We start from the raw sequence: 24441 nt of genomic DNA on the forward strand, positions 1-24441 counted from the left end.
ACACACGCCGCGGTGTCGGGACGTGGGTGGGGCATAGGCCTTCAGGCTGTGCCGAGGCCCTTCTTCGCTGCATCCTGGGCGCTGTCGACCTTGTCGGCGAACTTGCCGCCGGTCTTGTCGTCGGCCAGGTCACCGGCCTTGTCGATGGCCTCGTTCACCTTGTCGGGGTGCTCGGCGGCGAGCGTTTTGCCCTTCTCGATGAGACCTTTTGCCTGATCCATGAAGCCCACTGATGGTCCTTTCGTTCGGGTACAGCGACGATCAAGCTTTCCACAACCCGAACAGGACTGCAGGGATGCCCGGCCGGCGGAAGCTACTGCGGGGGTTGCGGCGGCGGGTTTCCGGCGCCCTGCCCGGGCGCACCGTCCCCACCTGACCCGCCGAGGTGCTTCTTCGCGGCGTCCTGCGCCTTGTCGACGTGCTGCGAATACTTGCCGCCGGTCTTCCCGTCGACCGTGTCGCCGGCCTTGTCGATGTACCCCTGGACCTTGTCGGGATTCTGCGCCGCGTAGTCCTTACCCTTGCCGAGTAGTCCCTTGAGCGAGTCCATGATTCCCATGCCGTCCTCCTTCTGTTGGTGGAGTCGTCGACACGGATTCCCACCTGAGAGGTCTTGCGAAACACGCATCGACGGACCGGGCGGTGGTCGTCGGTCAGTGTACTCCCGGGAGGAGGTCGTCCGGGGCCGCAAACAGACGTCGATGTTCGCCGTGCAACCTGCCCGATACCCACCAGATGCACTCGACGAGCACCACACCGATCGCACCGCACGTCACCGCGATGGTCGTGTACGCGACATTCGACGGATCCAGAGCGAAGAATTCACGCGTGAACGGCACCGAGAACAGAACCACGTAGCCGAGCAACGACCCGGCGAGCAGGACGACCTTCCACCATTGGTACGGCCGTGCCACTACGGCGAGAACCCAGAGCGCAATCATGATCAGCGTGATCAGTGCCGACGTCCCTGCCTGGATCTTCTGCTGCTCCGTCTGGTCCGGGCCGCCGTAGACGAGGACATAACAGACGAAGGTGGCCACACCGACCACCACGCCCGACGGAATCGCAAGTCGCATCACCCGCGACACGAAGCCCGACCGCGCACGTTCGTTGTTCGGTGCGAGCGAGAGCAGGAACGCCGGAATTCCGATGGTGAACCATGCCGCAATCGTCACGTGTCGCGGCAGGAACGGATACGGCAGCGGTTCGAAATCGAAGATCTGCGACAACGCACCCGACACACCGATCAGGAAGGCGAGCAGCACCGAGTACACGGTCTTGGTGAGGAACAGGTTCGAGACACGTTCGATGTTGCCGATGACGCGGCGGCCCTCCCCCACCACATACGGCAGGGTCGCGAACTTGTTGTCGAGCAGGACGATCTGCGCGACCGAACGGGTCGCCGGGCTGCCCGACCCCATCGCGACACCGATGTCGGCGTCCTTGAGCGCGAGGACGTCGTTGACACCGTCGCCGGTCATCGCGACGGTGTGCCCCCGCGACTGCAGGGCCCCGACCATCGCGCGTTTCTGATCCGGCCGGACTCGTCCGAATGTCGTTGCGGATCCGACAATCTCGGCAAGATCATCCCGGTCGTCGGGCAACGTGCGAGCGTCGATCGGGTTGTCACCACCCGGAAGACCCAACGACGACGCCACCGCACCCACCGACACGGCATTGTCGCCGGAAATCACCTTGACGTCGACCTTCTGGCCGGCAAAGTATTCGAGCGTGTCCTGCGCGTCGGGTCGGATCCGTTGCTCGAGCACCACCAATGCCTGAGGTGTCACCACTCCGGGAGCATCAGGGTCGTCGACGGGACGGTCGCTGGAGGCGAGCAGCAGCACACGCAGGCCCTTCGCTCCGATCTCCTCGGCCTGCCGCGCGAACTCCGATGCGGGATCGAGCAGCACATCGGGAGCACCGAGCAACCAGTTGCCGTGCTCGCCGTACGACTGCCCGCTCCACTTCTTTGCCGACGAGAACGGCGCGACGGCAGTCGATTCCCCCCATCCCGGATCGTCCGCGAATGCCTCGGCGATCGCGAGCACACTGGCATTCGGTCGCGGATCGTCGGCGGCAATCGCGGCCAACGCCGCTCGCGCGGTATCGAGCTCGGCGCCGTCCGCGGCAACGACGTCCGCCAGCCGCATCCCGTTCTCGGTGAGCGTGCCGGTCTTGTCGGCACACACGACATCGACGCGGGCGAGTCCCTCGATCGCGGGAAGTTCCTGCACGAGGCACTGGCGGCGGCCCAGCCGGATCACGCCCACTGCGAACGCGATCGACGTCATCAGAACGAGACCTTCGGGCACCATCGGCACGAGCGCTGCCACCATGCCGCTGAGCGCCGGTCCGAGAGCTTCACCACTCGAGAACAACTGGTTGTAGATGATGAGCAGACCCGCGGGAATCATCAGGTAGGTGATGAACTTCAGGATCTTGTTGATGCCGGAATTGAGCTCGGAATGTACGAGAGTGAACTTGCTGGCCTCGTCCGCGAGCCGCGCGGCGTAGGCGTCGCGTCCCACCTTCGTCGCCCGGTATGCACCACTGCCCGACGCCACGAAACTGCCCGACATCACCGTCGACCCGCGAATCTTGTCGATCGCGTCGGCTTCACCGGTGAGTAACGATTCATCGAGTTCGAGGGCGGCTGCGTCGACCACGACGCCGTCGACCACGAGTTGGTCGCCGGGGCCGAGTTCGATGATGTCGTCGAGCACCACCTCGCGCGGTGCCAGCTCTGCGGACATGCCGTCCCGCCGCACCACCGGTTTGGCCTGACCGACGATCGCGAGCTTGTCGAGTGTGCGTTTGGCGCGCACCTCCTGGATGATGCCGATCCCGCTGTTCGCGATGATCAGCAACCCGAACATGCCGTCGATGATCGACCCTGTGAACAGCACGATCAGGAAGAGCACACCGAGGATGGCGTTGATGCGCGTGAACACATTGCCGCGCACGATGTCTTTGACGGACCGTGATGCCCTGTCGGGAACGTCGTTGGTCTCGCCCCGCGCGACCCGTTCGGCGACCTGTTCGGTCGTCAATCCGGTCGCAACATGGACGGGATCCGTCGTCACGACCGTCTCACCCGGCCCGACCGTCACGGTGGGCTCTTCAGCTGTCATGCCGATCAGGTTATGCCAGTCGGCCCGCGTTTCCTCAGGGTGCGGAAAAAGACAGATACACACCTTCCGAGGGCGTGTATCCGTCTTCCACGGTTGTGGCGACGATCAGCCGGTGAGGTCAGCTGAGGTCGGCCCACCACGGCTCGTCCGTCCGCGGCCGCGACACATCCACCCGCTGTCCCGGTATCGGCACGGCCGTCGCGACACCGTCGGCCTCCGCGGCAGGCAGGAGTCGGGCGATCGGTTCCGACCAGTCGTGGAACGCGAGGTTGAACGTGCCCCAGTGCACGGGCACGAGGAGGCTGTCGCGACGCTCGGTCCCGCCGAGGTCGAGGTGGGTGCGCACCGCCTCTTCCGGGTTCATGTGGATATCGGGCCACCGCAGGTCGTACGCCCCGACGGGGAGAAGCGTCAGGTCGAACGGCCCGTACTTCTCTCCGAGATCGGCGAAGCGGCGCGTGTATCCGCTGTCGCCACCGAAGAACACCGAGTGCGCAGGACCGGTGAGCACCCACGACGACCACAATGTGATGTTGCGCTGCAGACCCCGGCCCGAGAAGTGCCGGGCCTCGGTGCACGTCACCTTCAGTCCGCCGATCTCGGTGTGCTGATCCCAGTCGAGTTCGACGATGCGTTCCTCGGGGATGCGCCACTTCCTCAGGTGCGCTCCCACCCCGACGGGCACGAGGAACTTGGTCCGGGGCTGGGTTGCCGCGAGCGTTTCGACGGTGAAGCGATCGAGATGGTCGTAGTGGTCGTGCGAGATGATCACCGCGTCGATCTGTGGCAGTACCGACAGTTCGACGGGCGGGCGGTGCAGGCGCATCGGACCGACCGTCGACGAGGGCGAGACCCTGTCGCTCCACACCGGGTCGGCGAGCACCCGATATCCGTCGATCTCCACCAGGGCGCTCGAATGCCCGAACCACGTGACCGCGAGCGGCCCGGAGTCCACGGGTGCGACATACGGGGCGATCGGGACCTCCCCCGACGGCTTTCCACGGGAACCGCGAGCGAGCAGGTCCTTGACCAACCCACCACCGGCCTCCGGATCGAGGGCAGACGAGGGCTCGGTGTTGTGGAACCGTCCCTCCCGGTACTGCGGCGATCCGGCCGCATACGGGCGGATGTCGGACACCGATGCACCGATCGATGTGGGCAGCCCGCGTGCTGCGCGGGCAAGCCACGCGAGCCCGACGCCCGCGGCGGCGGAGGACGCCACCCTCCTGATGTTCATCGGCCGCGGAAGATCGGGTCGCGGCGTTCGGCCCGCGCCTGGCGGGCTTCCTGCGCGTCCTCACTGAGCCACGCCGCGGCGGCGGCCGCCTGCTGTTCCGCGGTGGGGTCGCGGCGCGTGCCGTCGTCGTTGAGGAAGAGTTTGTGTGCGTGCATCGACAGCGGTGCGAGCGTTGCGATCTCCTGCGCCCACGCCTGAGCGGCCGCCAGATCACCGATCCTGTTGGCGAGACCGTAGGCGAGCGCGTCGTCGGCCTCTATCGCTTCGCACGCGAGCATCACCGTGCGGGCCCGGCCACCACCGACGAGCGATGCGAGCCGCCGCACCGTCCACCGGTCCACCGAGATGCCCAGCTTCGCCGCGGGCACCGCGAATCTCGCGCCGGGTGCCACCACGCGTAGGTCCGATGCGAGCGCCAGCTGGGTGCCCGCGCCGATCGCCGGACCGTTGACTGCGGCAACCACCGGGAGCGGTGCCTCCACGATCGTGCGGAGCAGCTCGGCGAGACTGTCGGTGAATCCCTCGGCATACACATCGCCGGACAGATCGGCACCTGCACAGAACGACGTACCGCGTCCGGTGATCACGACGACTCGGGCGTCGTCCTCCACAGCCTTCTCCACTGCCTCGCGGATTTCCACACACAACTGTGTGGTGAGCGCGTTGCGGCGTTCCTCACGCTGGAGTTCCACCGTCACCACGGCACCGTCGCGGCTGATTCCGATCATCACAACCCCATCCTGTTCGACTCGAGCATCCGCATCATCCCACCACTGTGCCCGCGGTGTTGAAGCCGATGACCAATGTCCCTGGACCTGCGGACGCCGACAGCGAACAATGGGGACCAGGTCCGACCTGTCGCACGAGTACGGAGCGATCATGAGCACCCGGATTCCCGATTCCGACGTGGTGCGGATGGCTGTGGATCTCGCGTGCCGCGCGCCCTCGGTACACAACAGTCAGCCGTGGCACTGGCGGTACGAGACCGGGGCACTCGATCTACACGGCGACCCGTCACGCATGCTCGGAGCCATCGACCCTTCAGGCAGGCAACTCGTTCTGAGCTGCGGTGCGGCGCTGCATCACCTGCAGGTCGCATTCACGGCGTTGAAATGGTCGACCGAGGTCCGACGTCTCCCCGACGGCGCACATTCCGATCATCTCGCCACCGTGCGTTTCGGGCACGACGCCCGGCCGGCCTCGCACGATTTCGATCTCGTCGCCGCGATCAGGCGACGCTATTCCGACCGCCGCCCGCTCGCAGCACCCGACGCCACCGCAGCGCGCAGCATCGTGTCCTGCGCCGGGCCAGGTGACGCGCAGGTGACGGTCCTGTCCCCCGAAGCACGGGAGGTTCTGGCCGACGCTACGGCGCGCAGCGCCGCCCTTCGCCGCTACGACGCCGCCTACCAGGAGGAACTGAGGTGGTGGGCGGGACACACCACCAAGACCCTCGGCATTCCGCCCCAGGCTTTGGTGACCACGGAGCAACATCACCGGGTCGACGTCGGACGCCGCTTCCCGTCGGGCAGCAGAACTACTCCGGAAGGCGCAGCAATCGAGGTCGATGCGTCGACTGTCCTGCTGGTCAGCACCTCGTCGGACGAGCGGCACGCGTGGCTGGCCGCCGGCCGGATGCTCTCGGAGCTGCTCCTCGAGGCGACGGCGCACGGCTTGGCGACGTGCCCCCTGACCCACGTGACCGAACTCCCGGGCAGCCGAGAGATCATCGCCGAGCTCATCCCCGGCGGCGGCCGTCCACAGGCGCTGATCCGGATCGGGACCGCCGCTCCTGAAGGCCGGCCGGCACCGACACCGCGGCTGCCCACCGAGTCGGTGTTGTCGGTTACGTCGAGCCGGCGCTGACCGATCATTCGGCCACGCACGTCACGTCCGCTCGACGACCGTCGGCTGTTCGGTGCTGTCCACCGTCTCGACCGGACCGGTGAACTGACTGATGTACAGCTCGTAATAGGCACCGCGTGCTGCGAGCAGCTGCTCGTGGTTGCCCTGCTCGACGATGTGCCCGTCCTCCATGACGACGATGACGTCGGCATCTCGGATCGTCGAAAGCCGGTGCGCAATGACGAAACTCGTCCGATCCGTGCGCAGTGTCGCCATGGCCTGCTGGATCAGCAGTTCGGTGCGGGTGTCGACGGAGCTGGTCGCCTCGTCGAGGATCAGTACGACCGGCTTGGCCAGGAATGCTCGCGCGATCGTGATCAGCTGTCGCTCCCCGGCGCTGACGCCGCCGCCTTCCTCGTCGAGCATCGTGTCGTACCCGTCGGGCAGGGCCCGCACGAAGTGGTCGACGTGGCTCAACTCGGCCGCTTCGATGACTTCTTCGCGACTGGCGGTCGGGTCGCCGTAGGCGATGTTCTCGTAGATGGTGCCGCCGAACAGCCACGAATCCTGCAGGACCATCCCGGTGCGTTCACGCAGATCGTCGCGGGTCATGCGGCGCGAATCCACACCGTCGACGCGGATCGTTCCCGAGTCGACGTCGTAGAACCTCATGATGAGGTTGACGAGGGTGGTCTTGCCTGCGCCCGTCGGTCCCACGATCGCGACCATGTGCCCGGGTTCGGCCACGAGCGACAGGTTCTCGATGAGCGGCTTGTCGGGCACGTAGCGGAACGACACGTCGTCGAAGTCGATGCGCCCGCTGTTCGTCGACGGGGTCTGTGGGTCGACCGGATCGGCACTCTGTTCCTCGGCGTCCAGGATGTCGAAGATCCGCTCTGCCGAGGCCACTCCGCTCTGCAGGAGGTTGACCATCGAGCCGATCTGGGCGAGCGGCTGGGTGAACTGACGCGAGTACTGGATGAATGCCTGCACCGACCCGAGACTGATCGAGCCCGACGCGACCTGAAGTCCGCCGACGACTGCCACCGCGACGAAGTTCAGGTTGCCCAGGAACATGATGCTCGGCTGGACAAGACCGGAGATGAACTGGGCGCGCCAACTCGAGTTGTAGAGCTTGTCGTTGCGGGTGTCGAACTCGTCCTCGACCTCCTGCTGCCGACCGAACGCCAACATCAGTTCGTGTCCGGTGAACGCTTCTTCGACCTGAGCGTTGAGCTTGCCGGTCGACGACCACTGCGCGGCGAAGTGCGGTTTGGATCGCCGGGCGATCAGGACGGTTGCGACGATCGACAGCGGGATCGCCACCAGCGCGATGAGCGTGAGCAGCGGTGAGATCGAGAGCATCATGATCAGGATCGCGATGACGGTCAGCACCGAGTTCAGTGCCTGCGAGACAGTCTGCTGCAGGCTCTGCGACAGATTGTCGAGGTCGTTGGTGACGCGGCTGAGAAGATCCCCGCGCGGGGTCGTGTCGTAGTAGTGCAGGGGCAGGCGATGAACCTTGTCCTCCACATCGGAGCGCAATCGCTTGATGGTGCCGACGACGACGATGTTGAGCAGATAGGCACCGACCCACGCGAGCAGCGCCGATCCCACGTACAGGGCGAGAACGGTCAGCAGTACCTGTCCGACTGCGGTGAAGTCGATGCCGACACCGGGGGTGAGGTCCATCGAGCCGACCATGTCGGCGAACGTGTCTTGTCCCTGCGCCCGGAGGTCGGCGACCGCCTGCTCCTTGGTGGTGCCGGCCGGGAGCATCCTGCCCACGACACCGTTGAAGATCAGGTCGGTTGCATGGCCCAGGATCCGCGGCGCGATTGCCGTGAGGATCACCGATCCGACCGTCGCGGTCAGGATCACGATCATGAAGCCGCGATACGACACGAGCAGATGCAGTAGCCGTTTCATGGACGGCACGAACGACCGGGGCTTCTGCACCGGGGCACCCAGCGGCTGCCTGCCGCCCGGGCCGGTCACGACCGCTCCTCGACGGCGAGCTGCGATCGGACGATCTCGGAGTAGGTCTCGCACGAGTCGAGCAGCTCGGCGTGCTGCCCCAACCCGACGATCCGTCCGCGATCGAGCACCACGATCTGGTCGGCGTCCATGATCGTCGACACGCGCTGCGCAACGATGATCACCGCCGAGGCGGTGGTCGCGGGCCGCAGCGCGGATCTCAGGCGCGCATCGGTCGCCAGGTCGAGCGCCGAGAACGCGTCGTCGAACAGGTAGACCGAGGGTCTGCGGACGAGGGCCCGCGCGATCGCCAGGCGCTGTCGCTGACCACCCGACACCGTCGTGCCGCCCTGGGCGATCGGGGTGTCCAGTCCCTGCGGCATCGCGCGGACGAACTCGTCGGCCTGTGCGATGCGCAGTGCCTCCCAGACCTCGTCGTCGGTGGCATCCGGCTTCCCGTAGCGCACATTGGAGGCGACGGTGCCGGAGAACAGGTAGGCGCGTTGCGGCACCAGCCCGATCTCCGCCCGCAATGCGTCGGGATCGAGGGTTCGGATGTCGGTGCCGCCGACCAGGACTGCGCCGTCCGTGACATCGATCAGGCGCGGCACCAATCCGATCAGGGTCGTCTTGCCCGAACCCGTCGACCCGATGATCGCCGTGGTGGTGCCGGGTTCGACGCGGAACGTCATTCCATCCAGGACCGCGCTGTCGGCACCGGGATACCGGAATTGCGCGTCGCGGAACTCGACGGTGGCCGGATCCCCGGCAAATCCGACCGGCTCCGCCGGCCGCACCACCGACGTCTCGGTCGCGAGGACCTCACCGATCCGTTCCGCGCACACTGTTGCTCGCGGAGCCATCATCGCAAGGAACGACGCCATCATGACCGACATCATGATCTGCATGACGTAGCTGATCATCGCGCTCAGTGCACCGATCTCCACAGTGCCGTCGGAGATCTCGTGCCCGCCGACCCAGATGATCGCGACGATGGTCACGTTCGTGATCCCCATGACGACGGGGAACATCAGCGCCATCATCCGTCCGACCCGCAGGGTCGCATCCGCCAACTCGTCGTTGGCTACCTCGAACCTGTCGGCCTCGTGCCGTTCCCGAACGAATGCGCGGACCACACGGATCCCCGTGATCTGCTCCCGCAGGATCCGGTTGACGCTGTCCAGCCGGGCCTGCATCACCCGGAAACCGGGAACCATCACCCGGATGATCAGCGCCATCGTGACACCGAGAATAGGCACCGCCACCACGAGTACCCACGCCATGGGTGCAGCGACGTGAATCCCCATGGCAATCCCGCCGATGCACATGATCGGTGCTGTGACCAGGATGAACGAACTCATCACCAGCAGCAGCTGGACCTGCTGGACGTCGTTGGTGGTGCGGGTGATCAACGACGGCGCACCGAACGAGCCGACCTCGCGCGCCGAGAAGGTGTTCACCCGGTGCAGCAGATCGTGGCGGAGGTCGCGTCCCACTGCAAGCGCACCGCGGGCACCGAAGTACTGCCCGTACATCATGCAGACCAGCTGCACGAACGCCACCGCGAACATCCAGCCACCGATACGCAGGATGTATCCGGTGTCACCTTTGGTGACACCGTTGTCGATGATGTCGGCGTTGAGCGTCGGCAGATAGAGCATCGCGACCGTTGCCACGAACTGCAGGATCACCACCGCCACGACGTTCACGCGATATCGCGGAAGGTACGCGGCGATCAGGCGGATCAGCATGACGTCCTCACCTCCACGACACTAGTGGGAACGATCATGGTTCGACCAGAGAATTTCGGCGGCTCGATCGAGTTCGCTCCGTTCGCTCTAGACGACGAGGCCCTCTCTGATCAACCATTCGTACGCGACCTCCGACGGCTCCTCCCCTTCGATGTCTACCTTGCCGTTGAGGTCCTGCAGCACGTCCTCGGTCAACCGCTCGGAGAGCGTGCCCATGAGGTCGGCGATCTCCGGATGCGCTGCCAATACCTCTCCGCGAACCACCGCGGTCCCGCTGTAGGGCAGGAAGAAACTGCGGTTGTCCTCGAGGACGACCAGGTCGAGGTTCCGCACCCGACCGTCGGTGGTGTAGACCATCCCGAAATTGCAGGGCTCACCCGACGCGGTGGACGTGTAGATGACGCCCGTGTCCATCCTGGTCACGTTTGCGGCGGGAACACCGTTCGGATCGTTGAACGGAATCCCGTATGCCTCGAGCATCGGAACGAAACCATCCGGGCGACTGAAGAACTCGTCGTCCACACAGAACGTGCGTTCCTCGATCGGAAGGCTCGCGATGTCTTCGAGGCGCTGCACACCGAGTCGCTCCGCGGTCGAGGAAGAGGCAGCGAACGCGTAGGTATTGTTGAAATCCGCCGGCGGTAGCCATTCGAGGTCGTATTCCTGTTTCTCGATCTCGCGGACACGTTCCCAGAGTTCGTTCGGATCGACGATCGTTTCGGTCTGTCCGTGATAAGTCACCCATCCGGTACCCGTGTACTCCCAGACGATGTCGACGTCGCCGTTCAGCAATGCCTGACGGGACGACGCCGAACCGGGTGCACCCGTGAGGTCGGAGACGTCCGCGCCTGCCGCGGCGAGGTAGGTGGCCGTGATCTTGCCGAGGATGACGCCCTCGGTGAAACTCTTCGACGAGACGACCAGCGAAGCTCCGGCCAAGGGCTCACTTCCGTCCGGAAGGGCGGCTTCCCGGAACGTGCCCGACGAGCTGACAAGACCGCATGCGGCAAGGGTTACCGCGCAGACGAGAGCGACGAGCACGCGCGCAACGTGCGGGATCCGGGTCACGAGACGCCTCGCGGTGTCGCGGCGAGCTCGACGAGCCGACCCAGCCAATCGATGATCAGCGCTAGGAGGGCCACGAGGATCGCACCAGAGACGAGTAGAGCCGGAAGGAACAGCGTGACGCCCGTGGTGATCAGAGTTCCGAGGCTGGCCGCACCGATGAAGGTGCTCAGTGTCGCGGTTCCGACCAGGATGACCAGCGCGGTCCGAATACCGTTGAGGATGATCGGGACTGCGAGCGGCAACTCGACGCGCACCAGGGTGCGGGCGCTGGAGAACCCGATGCCTCGTGCCGCCTCGACCACCCGCCGATCCACCTGACGCAGACCGACGATCGTGTTCTGGAGAATCGGAAGGATCGCATACACGACGAGACCGATCACCGCCGTCCGGAATCCGGTGCCGAGCCACATTGTGAACAGGACGAGCAATCCCACTGCGGGGGCAGCCTGCCCGACGTTCGCCGCGTTGACGACGACCGGGTTGAGCCAGCGCATCGAGTCGCGGCTCAGCAGGATCCCGAGTGGCAAGGCGATCACGATCACGATGATCGCCGCCACCACCGTCAGCACGATGTGGTCGACGATGGTCGCGCGCAGGTTGTCCCACCCCAGCGCCGCCTGCTCGGTTTCGGTGAACGACGACGTCAGGTACCAGTACAGGTAACCGGCGCCGACCACCACGATGATCAGTGGCTCGAACCAGACGTCCACCGGCACACGCCGCGCGGACGTCACGACCCCTCCTGGTGCTGGTCCTCTTCGTGCGAGACGTACGAGGGCTCCTCGTCGTCCGATCTCACCTCGGCCGTGTGCGCGCGAATTACCGCCATGACCGTGTCTATTCGCAGCGCTCCCCGCATCACCCCGCGACCGTCGGTGACGAGGACTCCGCCCTGGCTCGCGGCGAGCATCGAGTCGAGCGCATCGTTGAGCGTCGATGACTCGCTGACCACCGGAAGTCTCGCGTCGATGTAGTCGGAAATCTGTGGTTTCGTGGCGATCTCGGCGAGGGTGGGCCACGCACGCGGTCTGCCTCGTCCGTCGACCACGACGATCCAATCGTGGCCTGCAATGCGGGCACGGGCCGCCACTTCCTCGGCGTTCTCCCCGACAGACGCTGTGACGACCTGTTCGTAGTCGACATCGCGCACCCTCGTGAGTGTGAGCTGCGCGAGGGTGGCGCCGGACCCGACGAACTCCTCTACGAAAGGGGTGGCAGGGTTCGCGAGGATCTCCGCGGGTGTTGCGTACTGCTCGATGCGGCCGCCCTCCGACAGAATGAGCACCTTGTCGCCGAGTTTGGTCGCTTCCTGGAAATCGTGCGTGACCAGCACGATCGTCTTCCCCAGCTCCTGCTGGATGGACAGGAGACTGTCCTGCAGGCGGACCCGGGTGAGCGGGTCGACCGCGCCGAACGGCTCGTCCATCAACAGTACCGGCGGGTCTGCCGCAAGGGCACGGGCGACACCGACACGTTGTTGCTGCCCGCCGGACATGTCTCGGGGGAGCCGGTCGGCGTAGGTGCCCGGATCGAGGCCGACGAGTTCGAGGAGATACTCGGTGCGTTCGGCGATCTTCGCGCGACTCCAGCCGAGGACCCGCGGGATCGCGCCGATGTTCTTCGCGACCGACCAGTGCGGAAAGAGCCCGCCCGACTGGATCACGTATCCGATCGACTGCCGGAGCCGGTCGGGATTTTCGTCGGTGACGTCGCGGTCGCCGATGAGGATACGGCCCTCGGTGGGTTCGATCAGCCGGTTGATCATTTTCAGGGTCGTGGTCTTCCCGCATCCGGACGGCCCGACGAAGGCGACGATGTCGCCTGCCTCGATATCGAGGTCGAGTCGTTCGACGGCAGGCTTCTCCTGTCCGCGATAGCGTTTGACCACGCCGTCGAGACGTATCGAAGTGCCGGTGATGCGCCGATCCGACATCAGAGTCCCTTCGAAATGGTAAGGCGTCCGAGCAGGACGAGGAGGGCATCGAAGACCAACGCCACGATGACGACGAGAATGGTTCCGGTCAGTGCCATTTCCACGGCGTTGGTTCCGCCGAGACGAGCCAGTCCGTTGAAGATCAGCGAACCCAATCCCGGACCGAGCACGTAGGCGACGATCGCGGCGACACCGACGACCATCTGGGTCGAGACGCGGATTCCGCTGAGGATGACCGGCCACGCGATCGGTAGTTCGACGAAAGCGAGTATCCGCCATCGTGCGAGGCCGATCCCCCGCGCCGATTCGACCACCGCCGGCGACACCGACCGCAACCCCACGATGGAACTGCCGATCACCGGCATTGCCGCGAAGAAGGCGAGCATTACGAACGAGGGGGTGACGCCGAGCCCGAACGGAATGATCAGCAGCGCGAGCAGGGCGAGCGTCGGGATGGTCAGCGCCACACGGCTGCCGGTGAGCGTGAGCGAGGACAGCACCGGGAGGCGGTAGACGGCAATGCCGATCGCCAACGCGACGACACTGCCGACGAGGACGGTCTGGAACGCGAGGGAGGCGTGTTGGTACGTCAGGAACAGCAAGGTCTCCTCACGTCCCTGTACGTAGCTCCACAGACTCACGGCATTCCTCTTGTCCTCGTGTCGAAGCCGCCTCGTCGTGTCGGCGTCGGAGACGCCCGTCGTAGCGGCGAGGCGTCATCCGCACAAAGCTAACCGCAACGGAGCGTGCGCGTGGGCAGTTCGCGCTGTTCGCCGTCGACACCTCGACGCCGGGTCACTCCTCCTCGTCCGCTCGGGGACGACCGGGCCTGCGGATCCGCCCGGCATCCCGAGGCATCCGTCCCTCGTCGGTCAAGGCACGACGGAGGACGAACTCGATCTGCGCGTTGGTGCTGCGCAACTCGTCCGAAGCCCACCGCGCGAGCGCGTCGTGGACCGCGGGGTCGAGCCGCAGCAGCACCTTCTTACGTTCGACCATGCCGTAGTCCTACTGGTAGAGCGAGCCAGTGTTGACGACGGGCTGTGCATTCTGGTCGCCGCAGAGGACGACGAGGAGGTTGGAGACCATCGCGGCCTTACGTTCTTCGTCGAGTTCGACGGTGTTCTCGGCCACGAGCCGGTCGAGTGCGCTGCCGACGATGGTGACGGCGCCCTGGACGATCTGCTCGCGGGCGGCGATCACAGCGCCGGCCTGCTGGCGGCGCAGCATGGCCTGTGCGATCTCCGGTGCGTAAGCGAGCTGGTTGATGCGGGTCTCGATGATGCGAACTCCCGCGGACTGCACGCGCTCGTGGACTTCCTCCGAGAGCCTGGTGGTGATCTCGTCGGCGTTCTGACGCAGCGACATCACCTCGGTGGGGCCGTCGTACGGGTAACTGCCTGCGACGTGGCGGACGGCGGCTTCGGTCTGGACCGCGACGAATTCTTCGAAGTCGTCGACGTCGAACACTGCGCGGGCGGTGTCCTCGACCTGCCAGACGATGATCGCGGAGATCTCGATGGGGTTGCCATCGGCGTCGTTGACCTTTGCCCTTCCCGTTTCGTGGTTACGGATGCGAGTGGTGATCTTGTGGCGCGAGTTGAGCGGGTTCATCCACAGCAGGCCGGGTTCGCGCAAGGTGCCCGAGTATGACCCGCCGAGCAGCTGCAGAACGCGAGCTTCGTTGGGCTCCACCAACACCAGTCCTGCGAGGAGCACGGTGGCGACGACGAAGATCACCGCGCCGATGACGATCAGCGGCACGTCGACCTCGATCGCGCCCCACACGATGAGCCCGATCGCAGCGAGCCCCACGACGAGGCCCGCGACGAGCACGGCCCAGCCGTTGAACGAGCGGCCCGGTCGCTCGACTGTGAATGTGTCCGGTGTGTCCATGAGGTTCCCTCTCGATACCTTGACGATATTAAAGTGATATCACATTGTCGAGCGGGAGCGCCATCACGAACCCGACGTACCGGACGTCGACCCGACTCCCTGCACCGTTGCCGCGCACTCCCCCGCTTTGCGAGGCATCATTGGTTACACGAGAGTCGACGGGGAGGGATTCGATGACGCCCGAGGACACCGCGGCCGAAGCGAAGGCCGTCGACGTCGTCGTGATCGGCGCCGGGCAGGCAGGGCTGTCGTCCGCGTACTACCTGCGCCGATTCGGTGTCCCGCCGGAAACCGGATTCGTCGTCCTGGACCGCTCCTACGGACCCGGCGGAGCATGGCAGCACCGATGGCCGTCCCTGACGTTGAGCACCGTCAACGGCATCCACGATCTTCCCGGGTCCGCATTCGAGGACATCGCCGGTTCCGGGTCCGGACTCGCCCCCGCGTCCACAGCGGTGCCCGAGTACTACGCAGACTACGAGAAGCGGTTCGAACTCCCGATCCACCGCCCGGTCCAGGTCACGGTGGTCTGCGACCGCGGCCACCATCTACGGGTCGAAACCGACTCCGGGATCTACACCGCCAGGGGCATCATCAACGCCACCGGAACCTGGGAACACCCCTTCGTCCCCTGGTATCCCGGAGCCACCCGCTTCCGTGGGCGACAGTTGCATACCAAGGACTACCACTCCGCCGACGAGTTCGTCGGCAAACACGTACTGGTCGTCGGCGGCGGCATCTCTGCGGTGCAACTACTCGACGAGATCTCCCGCGTCACAAGAACCACCTGGACCACACGACGCGAACCCGCGTGGCGCGACGAGGAATTCACTTCCGATATCGGCAGGGCCGCAGTAGCGCTCGTCGAAGACCGTGTGCGGCGAGGCCTGCCGCCCGGCTCCGTCGTCTCCGTCACCGGACTACCCGTCACCCCGGCGATCCGAGCCGCCCGCGAGCGCGGCGTCCTCGAACGGCAGCCGATATTCTCCGAGATCACCGAGACCGGCGTGCAGTGGCCCGACGGATCACAACTCGACGTCGACGTCATCCTGTGGTGCACGGGCTTTCGCAGTTCCCTCGACCACCTCGCACCATTGAACCTGCGCAACGCGGGCGGCGGGATCACGTTGACGGGCCGACTCGCCACCCGGGTCGAAGGTGACCCCCGAATCCATCTGGTGGGCTACGGTCCGTCGGCGTCCACCATCGGCGCCAACCGCGCAGGGCGCGCGGCGGCACGCGAACTCGTCGACCACCTGGAGGCGGAGGCCCACGCGACGTGACAGGGCGCGGCGGGTCGGTGCTGTTGGTGGCGCTCGCTGCCACCGCTAGCCTCCTGGTGAACGCACCCGCCGTCGTCGAGGTCGAGGCGCCCCCGCCTGCACCCGTCGCGGCACCCGCACCACCGCAACCCCTGCCGTCCCTCTCGTTCGACGAACTCGCTTCCCGCACCGAGTCGGTGGTGGTCAACATCGACGCGCACCGCGGGTGGAGCGGGGTCGCGGGGACGGGCATCGTCCTCACCTCCGACGGCGTGACGCTGACGAATCATCACGTCGTGAGCGGCGCCACCGAGATCACCGCAGTCAGTCCCGCAACCGGACTGATCTACGACGTCGCGGTCACCGGCTACGACCGCACCCGCGACATCGCGGTCCTGCAACTCGGTGCGGCACACGATCTGCCCGTCGCCGATCTGTCCGACACAACACCCGAGGTCGGATCCACGGTCACCGCATTCGGTAATGCCGACGGCGGTGGTGTTGTCGTCGCAGCACCCGGCACGGTCGTCGCGCACGACCGCAACGTCGTGGTGCGCGACTCGACCGATGGTTCACGCCACCGACTCACCGGCATGCTCCAGACCGACGCGGCGATTCGGCCCGGCGATTCGGGTGGACCTCTCGTCGACGCATTCGGTGTGGTGGTCGGAGTCAATACCGCGGGTTCGGTCTACCGCGACCAGACGGAGACCATCGGGATCGAGACCGGCGACTCACCACCCGAGGCCTACGCCGTGCCCATCAGCGACGCACTCGACGTGCTCGAACAAGTGCGCAGCGGGGTCGGTTCCGACACCGTCCACGTGGGTCCCACCCCGTACCTCGGTGTCAGCGTCACCACCGCCCGCTCCGACAGCGACGACCGGGGCGCCGAGATCCTGTGGGTGTCGTACGACTCGCCTGCTTACCATGCGGGTATCGGAACAGGCTCTGTGATAGTCGCTTTCGATAACGTATCGGTGTCCTCGACCACCGACCTCGAGGACGCACTCGGTCGGCTTCGTCCGGGCGATCAGGTGCGTATCGAGTGGATCGACGAAACAGGGGCATCGCACTCCACCGACCTGACGCTCGAGACCGGCCCCGTCCGCTGACTCGTCGCTCCTACCGAAAATCGTTTGCCCGACGCCCTGACGCTCGCGGAGACTTGACCTCGAGTCGACTCGAGGTCGGACGATGACCCTCGACACGTCAGCACACACGAGACGCCGGAGAACCCACCATGCGCAACGACGCCGTGCACCGCCCGGATCCACCGCAACCGCGGTGGGCCCGCGGCCCTGTGCGTCCGTTCCGGTTCCCCCAGTACCGGGTACTGGCGCTTGCAGTGTCGCTGGGTCTGATGGCCGCCGGCATGTGGTTGGTCGCGCTGGTGTGGCTGGTCATCGAGATCGGCGGCGGGCCCGCACAACTGTCGCTGGTCGCCGTCGGTCCGGCGCTGGGTATCGTGATCACGGCCCTGGTGGGCGGCGTGCTGGCCGATCGTGTCCCGCAACGCAAGATCCTCATCGCCGTGTTCGTCGTGAAGGCCGCGATGGTGGCACTGGCCACGACGCTGGCATGGACCGGCCATCTCGAGTTCTGGCACCTTGCGCTCATCGGACTCGGCGTGGGGATGGCCGACGGTTTCGAGTACCCGGCTTATTCCGCACTGCTGCCGTCTATCGTTCCGCCGCGTGATCTACTGGCTGCCAATGGAATCGAAGGTGTGATCCGTCCGGCGTTCATGCAGGCCGCAGGGCCGGCGCTCGCCGGTGCGGTCATCGCGTCCTATTCCCCCACCGCGGCGCTCGGAGTGGTGGCGGTCCTCGAAGCTGCCACCGCTGTGTTCCTGCTCCGGCTACGGCCGACACCTCTTCGGCGTGACATGTCCACGGAGCAGGCGCATCCGCTGCGCGCTGCCGCCGCCGACCTCGCCGATGGCTTCCGGTACATGGCGCGCACGCCGTGGTTGCTGTCGACCCTGCTGTTCGGATCCGCGATCACCTTCGTCCTGATGGGCCCGATCGAGGTGCTGATCCCGTTCGTGATCAAGGAGATTCCCGGCGGTGGCCCCGGTGCTCACGCACTGGTTCTCGCAGCCTTCGGGGCGGGCGGCGCGGTGGGTTCGCTCGCCATGGCCTCCCGGACTCTCCCGCGACGGTATCTGACGGTGATGATGCTCATGTGGGGTCTCGGAGCCCTACCCTTGGCCATCGTGGGCCTGGCGGGATCCATAGCGGTGATCGTCGTCGCCGTGTTCATCGTCGGCGTACTGTTCTCGGCTCCGACGGTGATCTGGGGAACTCTGCTGCAGCGGCGCGTGCCGCCGCACCTGCTGGGCCGGGTGTCGAGCCTGGACTTCTTCGTTTCGCTCGTGTTCATGCCGTTGTCGATGGCGATCGCCGGCCCGGTCGCACTCGCGGTCGGCCTGGTCCCGACATTCGTGCTCGCGGGAACGGTTCCCATCGTCGCCGCGGTGGTCGCGATCGTCGTGGCGCGGATGCCTCGCGACGAGATCGCCAATCCGCTGGATGCACTCGTCGAGGTCCAACCGGTCCCTGCAGACGATCCCGATGCGTCGCAGAAGGCGGCCCAGTAGGGTGCGAGAATGCCTGCACTGCTGCACCTCGATTCGTCCGCCGACCTGCAGAACTCGGTTTCCCGCGGTCTGACCGGCCTGTTCGCCGACACGTGGCGTGCGCTCGGCGCCGAGCACACGGTGCTCGTCCGAGATCTGCACCGCTCGCCGCTGCCGCACCTGCCGGACGCCGGGCTGCACTACGCACCGCGACTGCGCACCAGCGCAGAGCAGCCGGATCCCAGTGCCGAGGCATTGCAGGCGGAACTGATCGCCGAGGTCACGAACGCGAACGTCGTCGTGATCGGTGCGCCGATGTACAACTGGTCGATGCCTTCCACGCTCAAGGCGTGGATCGATTACATCCACGTGCTCGGCACCACCGTGCCGTTCGACACCCCGGATGCACCGTTCGCGGGCAAGCCCGTCGTGATCGTGTCGAGTCGCGGCAATACATACGCCCCCGGCACACCGGGTGAAGGAACCGACTCCGTGATCCCGCCGCTCCAGCAGACGCTGGGCACCTCCCTCGGCATGTCGGTGTCGGTCGTGACGGCCGAGCTCACCCTTACCGAGAGGATTCCACCGCTAGCGCCGCTCGCCGGACAGGCTGCGGCGAGCCTCGCCGCCGCGCAGGACACGGTGCGTGCGCTCGCGACGAAGCTGGGTTCCTGATCGTCTACCCGAATCGATGGGTGGTCTGACCGTGCGGTTTCTTGGCAAAGACCAGCACCTTGCGAGGCGGGATCCGAAACACCCAGGCGAACTCATCGGCGATGCCGAAGCCTCCCTCTCCGACCTCGAAGCGCCATGCTTCGCCGTATTTGTCGAAGTACGCGGCGGCGATCGCGGTGAGTGCGTCGTGGTCGGTGGCCCGGTGGGCTTCCCCTTCGAGCACCACGTCGACGCCGGAATCCCAGTCGTTGCGTCCGGTGGTGACGGCGATCCTGGGGTCTCGTACGAGGTTGAGCGCCTTCTGCTCGCCCGGGCCGACCGTCAGGTGGAAGGCACCGTCGTGCCAGACACCCACGAGGGGCGCGACGTGCGGCCGACCGGTCGTATGTATGGTGCTCACCCAGTACAAGGGCGCCGACGCGAGAAGCGCCTCGGTCTCCGGCCACGACGTGGGTTCGGCGCCCGGTTCGCCGTATCGGGGGTCGATGGTGGTGGTGATGTCAGGTGTGGGCATACCGGTACCGACCCGCGGCGAACGGCGAACTCATCGCGACGGCGATAATCGTGGTGTGAGCGCAACCCTACGTATCAGCGACCTGTCGGCCTCCCGCGGTGAACGCACCCTGTTCGACGGGCTGGACCTGACAGTCGCGCCCGGCGACGTGATCGGTTTGGTCGGCGCCAACGGCGCCGGCAAGTCGACCCTGCTCACGACTCTGGCAGGCACGAGCAACGCGGACGTCACCGGCACCGTCACGTTGAGCCCTCCCGACGCGACCATCGGCTACCTCGCGCAGGAGCCCGAGCGCGTACCCGGCGAAACGATCCTCGGTTTCCTGGGACGACGCACCGGAGTCACCGAAGCCGAACACGTCATGAACACGGCGGCCGAAGCCCTGGGGACTTCCGATGTCGACGACTACACCCCGGCGCTCGAACGGTGGCTCGCGCTCGGCGGCGCCGATCTGGCCGAACGAGCCGAGAAGGTCGTCGCCGATCTCGGTCTCGATGTGGGTCTCGACGCACCGATGGAAGGCCTGTCGGGCGGGCAGGCTGCCCGCGCAGGCCTGGCAGCACTGCTGTTGTCGCGATACGACGTGCTGTTGCTCGACGAACCGACGAACGATCTGGACCTGGCCGGGCTCGAACAGCTCGAACAGTTCGTCGCCGAGACCCGCATCGCACTGATGGTCATCAGTCACGATCGGGAGTTCCTCGCGCGCACAGTGACGGGGATCGTCGAACTCGACCCTGTGCAGCAACAGATCTCGGTGTACGACGGGGGTTACGAGGCGTACCTCGTCGAGCGCGATGTCGCGCGTCGGCACGCCCGCGAACAGTACGACGAGTACGCCGACACCAAGTCGGCGCTCGAGGATCGTGCGCAGATGCAACGCAATTGGCTCGAACACGGCGTGCGCAACGCGCGCCGCAAGTCCAAGGACAACGACAAGGCCGGACGGAAGGTCCGCGCCGAATCCACCGAGAAGCAGGCGGCGAAGGCGCGGCAGACCCAGCGGCGGATCGAACGTCTCGACGTGGTCGAGGAACCCCGCAAGGAATGGGAACTGCGCATGTCGATCGCTGCGGCGCCGCGCAGCGGCACTCTGGTCGCGTCGCTCGACGGCGCAGTCGTGACGCGCGGCGGGTTCACGCTCGGTCCCGTCACCACCCAGGTCGAGTGGGGCGACCGGATCATCGTCACCGGCCCGAACGGTGCCGGGAAGACGACCCTGCTCCGCATGCTCCTCGGCACCCTCACCCCCGATTCGGGACGCGCAACCCTCGGGTCCGGGGTACTCATCGGTGAAATCGACCAGGCGCGTGCTCTTTTCGAAGGAGACGAGCCACTTGTCGAGGCGTTCGGGCGACAGATTCCCGACTGGCCCGACGCCGAAGTGCGGACGCTGCTCGCGAAGTTCGCACTCAAAGGACACCACGTGCTGCGACCGGCTGCGTCCCTGTCACCCGGCGAGAGAACCCGCGCGGGTCTCGCACTGCTACAGGCACGCGGGGTGAATCTGCTGGTGCTCGACGAGCCGACCAATCACCTCGACCTGCCCGCGATCGAACAGCTCGAGCAGGCCATCGAAAGTTTCGACGGCACATTGCTGTTGGTGACGCACGACCGCCGCATGCTCGAAACCACGCGCAGCACCCGCAGGTGGATGCTCGATGACGGACGACTGAGCGAGGAGTTGCTGTAGATGGGTGGAAGTGTCCGGGTGGACAGTTGGACATGGTCGGTGCGGCTGTTCAAGACCCGCTCGGCCGCAGCGAGCGCGTGTCGGGCCGGTCATGTGCGGGTCGACGGCGCGACCGCCAAGCCGTCGACCCCCGTCACGATCGGCGCCGAGGTGCGGGTCCGTGTGCACGGGATGGAGAAAATCGTCGAGGTCGCGCAGCTCGTGAACAAGCGGGTGGGCGCACCGGTCGCCGCGACGACATACATCGATCACAGCCCTCCCCCACCTCCGAAGGAGATCCTTGCGTCGGTTCCGCGCCGCGACCGTGGTGCGGGACGACCGACCAAGAAGGAACGTCGCGAGCTGGACCGCCTCCACGGTTTCAACGAGGACTAGGACCTTTCTTTGACGTCCTCCCGGCCGTGAACGACCGGGATTCCTCCTGCAGCGCTTCGCGCCACTCCGGTGGGTTCCTGTTTCACAGGGACTTACCCCCGCTGAGCGGCAGGATTTGCGGTCCCTCCGCAAGCGTTTAACCACTCGGCCCGTCCGGCCGCGTGGATGTTCTTGGCGGCGTTGAGGTCGCGCACGTGGACCACCCCGCATGCCGTGCACTGCCACTCCCGAATCGAGAGCGGATCGTCACGTCGTTCGACATTGTGCAGGTTTCGTTCAGGATCGTCATGCGTTCTCTCCGTTCTTCGGCAGCTCGCCGTACACCTCGTCGGAGACGGGTTCGAGCCATTCGTTGCTGAGATCTTCGCCCGGGGTGATGAATGCGACGTGGGAGAACCAGGAGTCGGCCTTCGCGCCGTGCCAGTGCTTCGTGCCGACCGGGACGCGAATCACCACTCCCGGCTCCAAACTGACGGGATCCTCGCCCTCTGCCTGGTACCAGCCGCTTCCTGCTGTGCACAGCAGGATCTGGTCGCCTCCACCGCCGGTGCCGTGATGGATGTGCCAATTGTTGCGACTGCCCGGCTCGAAGGAGACGTTGCTGACGGGAACGCTCCCCGAAGTGAGCGGAGCCAGGTAGCTCTGACCGGTGAAGTACTGCGCGAAGGCGTCGTTCTTCTCCCCCAGCGGGAAGATCTGATCGAACTCACTGTCGTTCATGTCGTCCTTACCTTCACTTTCAGGATGTTCGAACTGGGCGGCCTCACTCCGTCTCGTCGTCCATGCAGTTCGTCGAACCGCGAGACGAAGCCGTTGTAACCGTCCGTCCCGATACACCTTTCCGTACCGGAACGCGGGGTGGGAGTGCACGGTGTTACAGGTACTCGCAGTGCCTGCCTCATCTCCACCCTCCGCATCGACCCCCGCTGATCACGTGCGATCGGCCCGTCTCCTGTTCCAGGGCACCGCGATGGGCAGAACGCAGCAACCTCACGGGCGTCGCCTCGACCCGCTTCATGGGCGCGACCGTAACCGAACCGTTACAGTTGTCGTCATGACTTCAGTCCTCGGTGTGTCGGTCGGTGCCAGCGCTGTGCGCTTCGCGCGCCGTGATGCCGAGAGCCTCGACAGCCCCGTATTCCGGTCGCGCTCGGTGGCCGCGACTCTCGAACGGCCGGAGGAACTGGTCGCCGAATCCATTGAAACGGTGCTGGCCGAAACCGACGAAATGGAGGTTCAGGCCATCGGCGTCGCGTATCGGAACGAGGCACAGGCCGACGCCGTCCACGCCGCGATGACCCGGCTGGCACTCGGAAACGTCCAGCTGGTTCCCGAAGTGACGGCCGCGCTGCAGATGCTCGAGACGTCCGGAGTGCTCGGCGAAACCGAGACGCTCGTGTTCTACGACCTCGGCAGCTCCGGCCTCACCGTCACTGTCGTCGATCGGACCACGGCGATGGTGCTCAGTACCGCACGCTCGGACCAGATCAGCGGCGATCTGGTCGACCGGCTGATCTTCGATCACCAACTCGAACTGCACCGCTTCACGCAGCCTGCCGACGCCGCAGCGCAGCGCGCTCTCGCCGCGAGGTGCCGCGATGCGAAGGAGCAGCTGTCCACCAACGGCGCGGTGTGCCTGCCAGGTGAGGGCGGTCTGCTGCTGCTCTCACAGGACAGCTTCGATTCGCTCATCGACGACTCCGTGAAGACCTCGGCCCACCTCGCTCGTGAGGTCATCCGCCGCTCGGGGCGCACCCCCGACGCAGCGGTGCTGGTCGGCGGCGGTGCAAACATTCCGCTGGTCGCGTCCGTGATGGAGTCGTGGCTCGACCTTCCGGTGATCGTGCCCGCACAACCCGAGCTGGTGGCCGCGGAGGGTGCGGCGCTACTGGCCCGCCCGGGAGCCGGCGAGTTAGCCGGCGCGGCGGTGTCTCCGATGGAGGCACCCTCGCCGGACGTGACGAGCACGAACTTCGGCAGCCGCGACACGTCCGCACCGTTGCGCACACGTCGGGGACTCGTTCTCGCCGGCGGTGCCGTCGCCGTCGTCGCTGCAATCGCCCTCGGCCTCGGAACGGGACTGGTGAAGGGCTCGGAAGGCGACACAGAGCCCGCTGTCACGCAGCAGAACACGCAGGTATCGGAAGCGCGGCAAGTAGTACCGCAGCCCACCACAGAGCAGCCCACCACCACAGAGGTGGCCTCACCTTCGGAGGCCGCCCCATCGACGGTCGACGCGCAACCGCTGAGCCCAGCGCAGGCCGAGGCGACCACCACATATCAGCCGCAGGCACCGAGCTCCGCCGAGGAATCTGTCGCACCACAGCCGCAGAGTGCGGCACCGTCCGACACGTCGTCGGCTCCGCCCTCACCGGAGCCTGCCCCGCTCATTCCCGGTCTGCCTCAGGTCCAGCTGCCGACGCTTCCTCCGCCCCCGCAGGTCCACTTGCCAGAGCTGCCCCGGATCCCCGGGCTCTGAGCGAACCAACCCTCGACGAGC

24 protein-coding genes are annotated in these 24441 nt (G+C 66.1%); 8 read left to right on the plus strand and 16 right to left on the minus strand.

What is annotated here, in order from left to right:
- Nucleotides 1-41: 41 nt before the first annotated feature.
- From ACZ46K_RS26965 to ACZ46K_RS26985, 5 genes are all read right to left on the minus strand, one after another.
- Nucleotides 42-221, minus strand: coding sequence for an antitoxin (locus ACZ46K_RS26965; RefSeq protein WP_464749483.1), 180 nt, complete (start codon nucleotides 219-221; stop codon nucleotides 42-44).
- 92 nt (nucleotides 222-313) lie between these two features.
- Nucleotides 314-559, minus strand: a complete 246-nt coding sequence (locus tag ACZ46K_RS26970) for an antitoxin (protein WP_054807595.1) — start codon at nucleotides 557-559, stop codon at nucleotides 314-316.
- A 94-nt stretch (nucleotides 560-653) separates the two neighbouring features.
- Entirely contained in the window at nucleotides 654-3134 is a 2481-nt protein-coding gene (locus ACZ46K_RS26975; RefSeq protein WP_464745769.1) for an HAD-IC family P-type ATPase, read from the minus strand.
- A 118-nt stretch (nucleotides 3135-3252) separates the two neighbouring features.
- Nucleotides 3253-4371, minus strand: a complete 1119-nt coding sequence (locus ACZ46K_RS26980; protein ID WP_464745771.1) for an MBL fold metallo-hydrolase — start codon at nucleotides 4369-4371, stop codon at nucleotides 3253-3255.
- Nucleotides 4368-5099: an enoyl-CoA hydratase gene (locus ACZ46K_RS26985; RefSeq protein WP_464749484.1), complete on the minus strand. Its 732-nt coding sequence runs from the start codon at nucleotides 5097-5099 to the stop codon at nucleotides 4368-4370. Before ACZ46K_RS26985 ends, ACZ46K_RS26980 begins: the two co-directional genes overlap by 4 nt.
- Before the next feature lie 151 nt (nucleotides 5100-5250).
- On the opposite strand from ACZ46K_RS26985, the gene ACZ46K_RS26990 reads away from it, so the two are divergent.
- Nucleotides 5251-6237, plus strand: coding sequence for an Acg family FMN-binding oxidoreductase (locus ACZ46K_RS26990; protein WP_464745773.1), 987 nt, complete (start codon nucleotides 5251-5253; stop codon nucleotides 6235-6237).
- A gap of 21 nt (nucleotides 6238-6258) precedes the next feature.
- Here ACZ46K_RS26990 and ACZ46K_RS26995 read toward each other — a convergent pair whose 3' ends face one another.
- The 8 genes from ACZ46K_RS26995 to ACZ46K_RS27030 form a co-directional block, all read right to left on the minus strand.
- Nucleotides 6259-8214, minus strand: a complete 1956-nt coding sequence (locus ACZ46K_RS26995) for an ABC transporter ATP-binding protein (RefSeq protein ID WP_464745774.1) — start codon at nucleotides 8212-8214, stop codon at nucleotides 6259-6261.
- Nucleotides 8211-9944: an ABC transporter ATP-binding protein gene (locus ACZ46K_RS27000; protein WP_054810314.1), complete on the minus strand. Its 1734-nt coding sequence runs from the start codon at nucleotides 9942-9944 to the stop codon at nucleotides 8211-8213. The genes ACZ46K_RS26995 and ACZ46K_RS27000 overlap by 4 nt, the downstream gene beginning before the upstream one ends.
- 87 nt (nucleotides 9945-10031) lie before the next feature.
- Complete coding sequence (locus tag ACZ46K_RS27005; RefSeq protein ID WP_464745776.1) at nucleotides 10032-11012, minus strand: glycine betaine ABC transporter substrate-binding protein; 981 nt, start codon at nucleotides 11010-11012, stop codon at nucleotides 10032-10034.
- On the minus strand, nucleotides 11009-11746 hold the full coding sequence (locus ACZ46K_RS27010) for an ABC transporter permease (protein ID WP_054806809.1): 738 nt from the start codon (nucleotides 11744-11746) through the stop codon (nucleotides 11009-11011). Before ACZ46K_RS27010 ends, ACZ46K_RS27005 begins: the two co-directional genes overlap by 4 nt.
- Nucleotides 11743-12945, minus strand: a complete 1203-nt coding sequence (locus ACZ46K_RS27015; RefSeq protein WP_054810313.1) for an ABC transporter ATP-binding protein — start codon at nucleotides 12943-12945, stop codon at nucleotides 11743-11745. The genes ACZ46K_RS27010 and ACZ46K_RS27015 overlap by 4 nt, the downstream gene beginning before the upstream one ends.
- Complete coding sequence (locus tag ACZ46K_RS27020) at nucleotides 12945-13586, minus strand: ABC transporter permease (RefSeq protein WP_054810312.1); 642 nt, start codon at nucleotides 13584-13586, stop codon at nucleotides 12945-12947. The genes ACZ46K_RS27015 and ACZ46K_RS27020 overlap by 1 nt, the downstream gene beginning before the upstream one ends.
- 154 nt (nucleotides 13587-13740) lie before the next feature.
- Entirely contained in the window at nucleotides 13741-13944 is a 204-nt protein-coding gene (locus ACZ46K_RS27025) for a type II toxin-antitoxin system antitoxin (RefSeq protein ID WP_054806810.1), read from the minus strand.
- 9 nt (nucleotides 13945-13953) lie between these two features.
- Nucleotides 13954-14841, minus strand: a complete 888-nt coding sequence (locus ACZ46K_RS27030; protein ID WP_054810311.1) for an SPFH domain-containing protein — start codon at nucleotides 14839-14841, stop codon at nucleotides 13954-13956.
- Nucleotides 14842-15014: 173 nt separating this feature from the next.
- Between ACZ46K_RS27030 and ACZ46K_RS27035 the strand changes: the two genes are divergently transcribed.
- From ACZ46K_RS27035 to ACZ46K_RS27050, 4 genes are all read left to right on the plus strand, one after another.
- Nucleotides 15015-16124: an NAD(P)-binding domain-containing protein gene (locus ACZ46K_RS27035; protein WP_464745780.1), complete on the plus strand. Its 1110-nt coding sequence runs from the start codon at nucleotides 15015-15017 to the stop codon at nucleotides 16122-16124.
- The gene (locus ACZ46K_RS27040) at nucleotides 16121-17218 is read left to right on the plus strand and encodes a S1C family serine protease (RefSeq protein ID WP_464745782.1); all 1098 of its coding nucleotides are present in this window, start codon (nucleotides 16121-16123) and stop codon (nucleotides 17216-17218) included. The genes ACZ46K_RS27035 and ACZ46K_RS27040 overlap by 4 nt, the downstream gene beginning before the upstream one ends.
- A gap of 128 nt (nucleotides 17219-17346) precedes the next feature.
- A complete protein-coding gene (locus ACZ46K_RS27045) occupies nucleotides 17347-18705 on the plus strand; it encodes an MFS transporter (RefSeq protein ID WP_054809914.1) in 1359 nt (452 codons plus the stop codon).
- A 9-nt stretch (nucleotides 18706-18714) separates the two neighbouring features.
- Nucleotides 18715-19359 carry an FMN-dependent NADH-azoreductase gene (locus tag ACZ46K_RS27050; protein ID WP_054807422.1) on the plus strand — a complete coding sequence of 215 codons (645 nt, stop codon included), beginning with the start codon at nucleotides 18715-18717 and terminating at the stop codon, nucleotides 19357-19359.
- A 4-nt stretch (nucleotides 19360-19363) separates the two neighbouring features.
- On the opposite strand, the gene ACZ46K_RS27055 is transcribed toward ACZ46K_RS27050, so the two are convergent.
- On the minus strand, nucleotides 19364-19873 hold the full coding sequence (locus ACZ46K_RS27055) for a pyridoxamine 5'-phosphate oxidase family protein (protein ID WP_054807421.1): 510 nt from the start codon (nucleotides 19871-19873) through the stop codon (nucleotides 19364-19366).
- Nucleotides 19874-19928: 55 nt separating this feature from the next.
- On the opposite strand from ACZ46K_RS27055, the gene ACZ46K_RS27060 reads away from it, so the two are divergent.
- Together ACZ46K_RS27060 and ACZ46K_RS27065 are read left to right on the plus strand one after the other, a co-directional pair.
- Nucleotides 19929-21566: an ABC-F family ATP-binding cassette domain-containing protein gene (locus ACZ46K_RS27060; RefSeq protein WP_464745784.1), complete on the plus strand. Its 1638-nt coding sequence runs from the start codon at nucleotides 19929-19931 to the stop codon at nucleotides 21564-21566.
- Complete coding sequence (locus tag ACZ46K_RS27065; protein WP_054809913.1) at nucleotides 21567-21941, plus strand: RNA-binding S4 domain-containing protein; 375 nt, start codon at nucleotides 21567-21569, stop codon at nucleotides 21939-21941.
- Between the two features lie 92 nt (nucleotides 21942-22033).
- Here ACZ46K_RS27065 and ACZ46K_RS27070 read toward each other — a convergent pair whose 3' ends face one another.
- Together ACZ46K_RS27070 and ACZ46K_RS27075 are read right to left on the minus strand one after the other, a co-directional pair.
- The gene (locus ACZ46K_RS27070) at nucleotides 22034-22303 is read right to left on the minus strand and encodes a zinc ribbon domain-containing protein (protein ID WP_464749485.1); all 270 of its coding nucleotides are present in this window, start codon (nucleotides 22301-22303) and stop codon (nucleotides 22034-22036) included.
- Nucleotides 22227-22661 carry a cupin domain-containing protein gene (locus ACZ46K_RS27075; RefSeq protein WP_054809912.1) on the minus strand — a complete coding sequence of 145 codons (435 nt, stop codon included), beginning with the start codon at nucleotides 22659-22661 and terminating at the stop codon, nucleotides 22227-22229. Before ACZ46K_RS27075 ends, ACZ46K_RS27070 begins: the two co-directional genes overlap by 77 nt.
- 334 nt (nucleotides 22662-22995) lie before the next feature.
- Between ACZ46K_RS27075 and ACZ46K_RS27080 the strand changes: the two genes are divergently transcribed.
- Nucleotides 22996-24420, plus strand: a complete 1425-nt coding sequence (locus ACZ46K_RS27080) for a DUF7159 family protein (RefSeq protein ID WP_464745787.1) — start codon at nucleotides 22996-22998, stop codon at nucleotides 24418-24420.
- Nucleotides 24421-24441: the final 21 nt, after the last annotated feature.

The sequence above is a fragment of the Rhodococcus sp. JCM 9793 genome, from assembly GCF_055380405.1.

What these genes read in the sequence shown, in the direction of transcription:
- ACZ46K_RS26965 (WP_464749483.1), bottom strand. Translation starts at nt 221, where the DNA reads ATGGATCAGGCAAAAGGTCTCATCGAGAAGGGCAAAACGCTCGCCGCC.
- ACZ46K_RS26970 (WP_054807595.1), bottom strand. Translation starts at nt 559, where the DNA reads ATGGGAATCATGGACTCGCTCAAGGGACTACTCGGCAAGGGTAAGGAC.
- ACZ46K_RS26975 (WP_464745769.1), bottom strand. Translation starts at nt 3,134, where the DNA reads ATGACAGCTGAAGAGCCCACCGTGACGGTCGGGCCGGGTGAGACGGTC.
- ACZ46K_RS26980 (WP_464745771.1), bottom strand. Translation starts at nt 4,371, where the DNA reads ATGAACATCAGGAGGGTGGCGTCCTCCGCCGCCGCGGGCGTCGGGCTC.
- ACZ46K_RS26985 (WP_464749484.1), bottom strand. Translation starts at nt 5,099, where the DNA reads ATGATCGGAATCAGCCGCGACGGTGCCGTGGTGACGGTGGAACTCCAG.
- ACZ46K_RS26990 (WP_464745773.1), top strand. Translation starts at nt 5,251, where the DNA reads ATGAGCACCCGGATTCCCGATTCCGACGTGGTGCGGATGGCTGTGGAT.
- ACZ46K_RS27000 (WP_054810314.1), bottom strand. Translation starts at nt 9,944, where the DNA reads ATGCTGATCCGCCTGATCGCCGCGTACCTTCCGCGATATCGCGTGAAC.
- ACZ46K_RS27015 (WP_054810313.1), bottom strand. Translation starts at nt 12,945, where the DNA reads ATGTCGGATCGGCGCATCACCGGCACTTCGATACGTCTCGACGGCGTG.
- ACZ46K_RS27025 (WP_054806810.1), bottom strand. Translation starts at nt 13,944, where the DNA reads ATGGTCGAACGTAAGAAGGTGCTGCTGCGGCTCGACCCCGCGGTCCAC.
- ACZ46K_RS27030 (WP_054810311.1), bottom strand. Translation starts at nt 14,841, where the DNA reads ATGGACACACCGGACACATTCACAGTCGAGCGACCGGGCCGCTCGTTC.
- ACZ46K_RS27035 (WP_464745780.1), top strand. Translation starts at nt 15,015, where the DNA reads ATGACGCCCGAGGACACCGCGGCCGAAGCGAAGGCCGTCGACGTCGTC.
- ACZ46K_RS27045 (WP_054809914.1), top strand. Translation starts at nt 17,347, where the DNA reads ATGCGCAACGACGCCGTGCACCGCCCGGATCCACCGCAACCGCGGTGG.
- ACZ46K_RS27050 (WP_054807422.1), top strand. Translation starts at nt 18,715, where the DNA reads ATGCCTGCACTGCTGCACCTCGATTCGTCCGCCGACCTGCAGAACTCG.
- ACZ46K_RS27055 (WP_054807421.1), bottom strand. Translation starts at nt 19,873, where the DNA reads ATGCCCACACCTGACATCACCACCACCATCGACCCCCGATACGGCGAA.
- ACZ46K_RS27065 (WP_054809913.1), top strand. Translation starts at nt 21,567, where the DNA reads ATGGGTGGAAGTGTCCGGGTGGACAGTTGGACATGGTCGGTGCGGCTG.
- ACZ46K_RS27075 (WP_054809912.1), bottom strand. Translation starts at nt 22,661, where the DNA reads ATGAACGACAGTGAGTTCGATCAGATCTTCCCGCTGGGGGAGAAGAAC.
- ACZ46K_RS27080 (WP_464745787.1), top strand. Translation starts at nt 22,996, where the DNA reads ATGACTTCAGTCCTCGGTGTGTCGGTCGGTGCCAGCGCTGTGCGCTTC.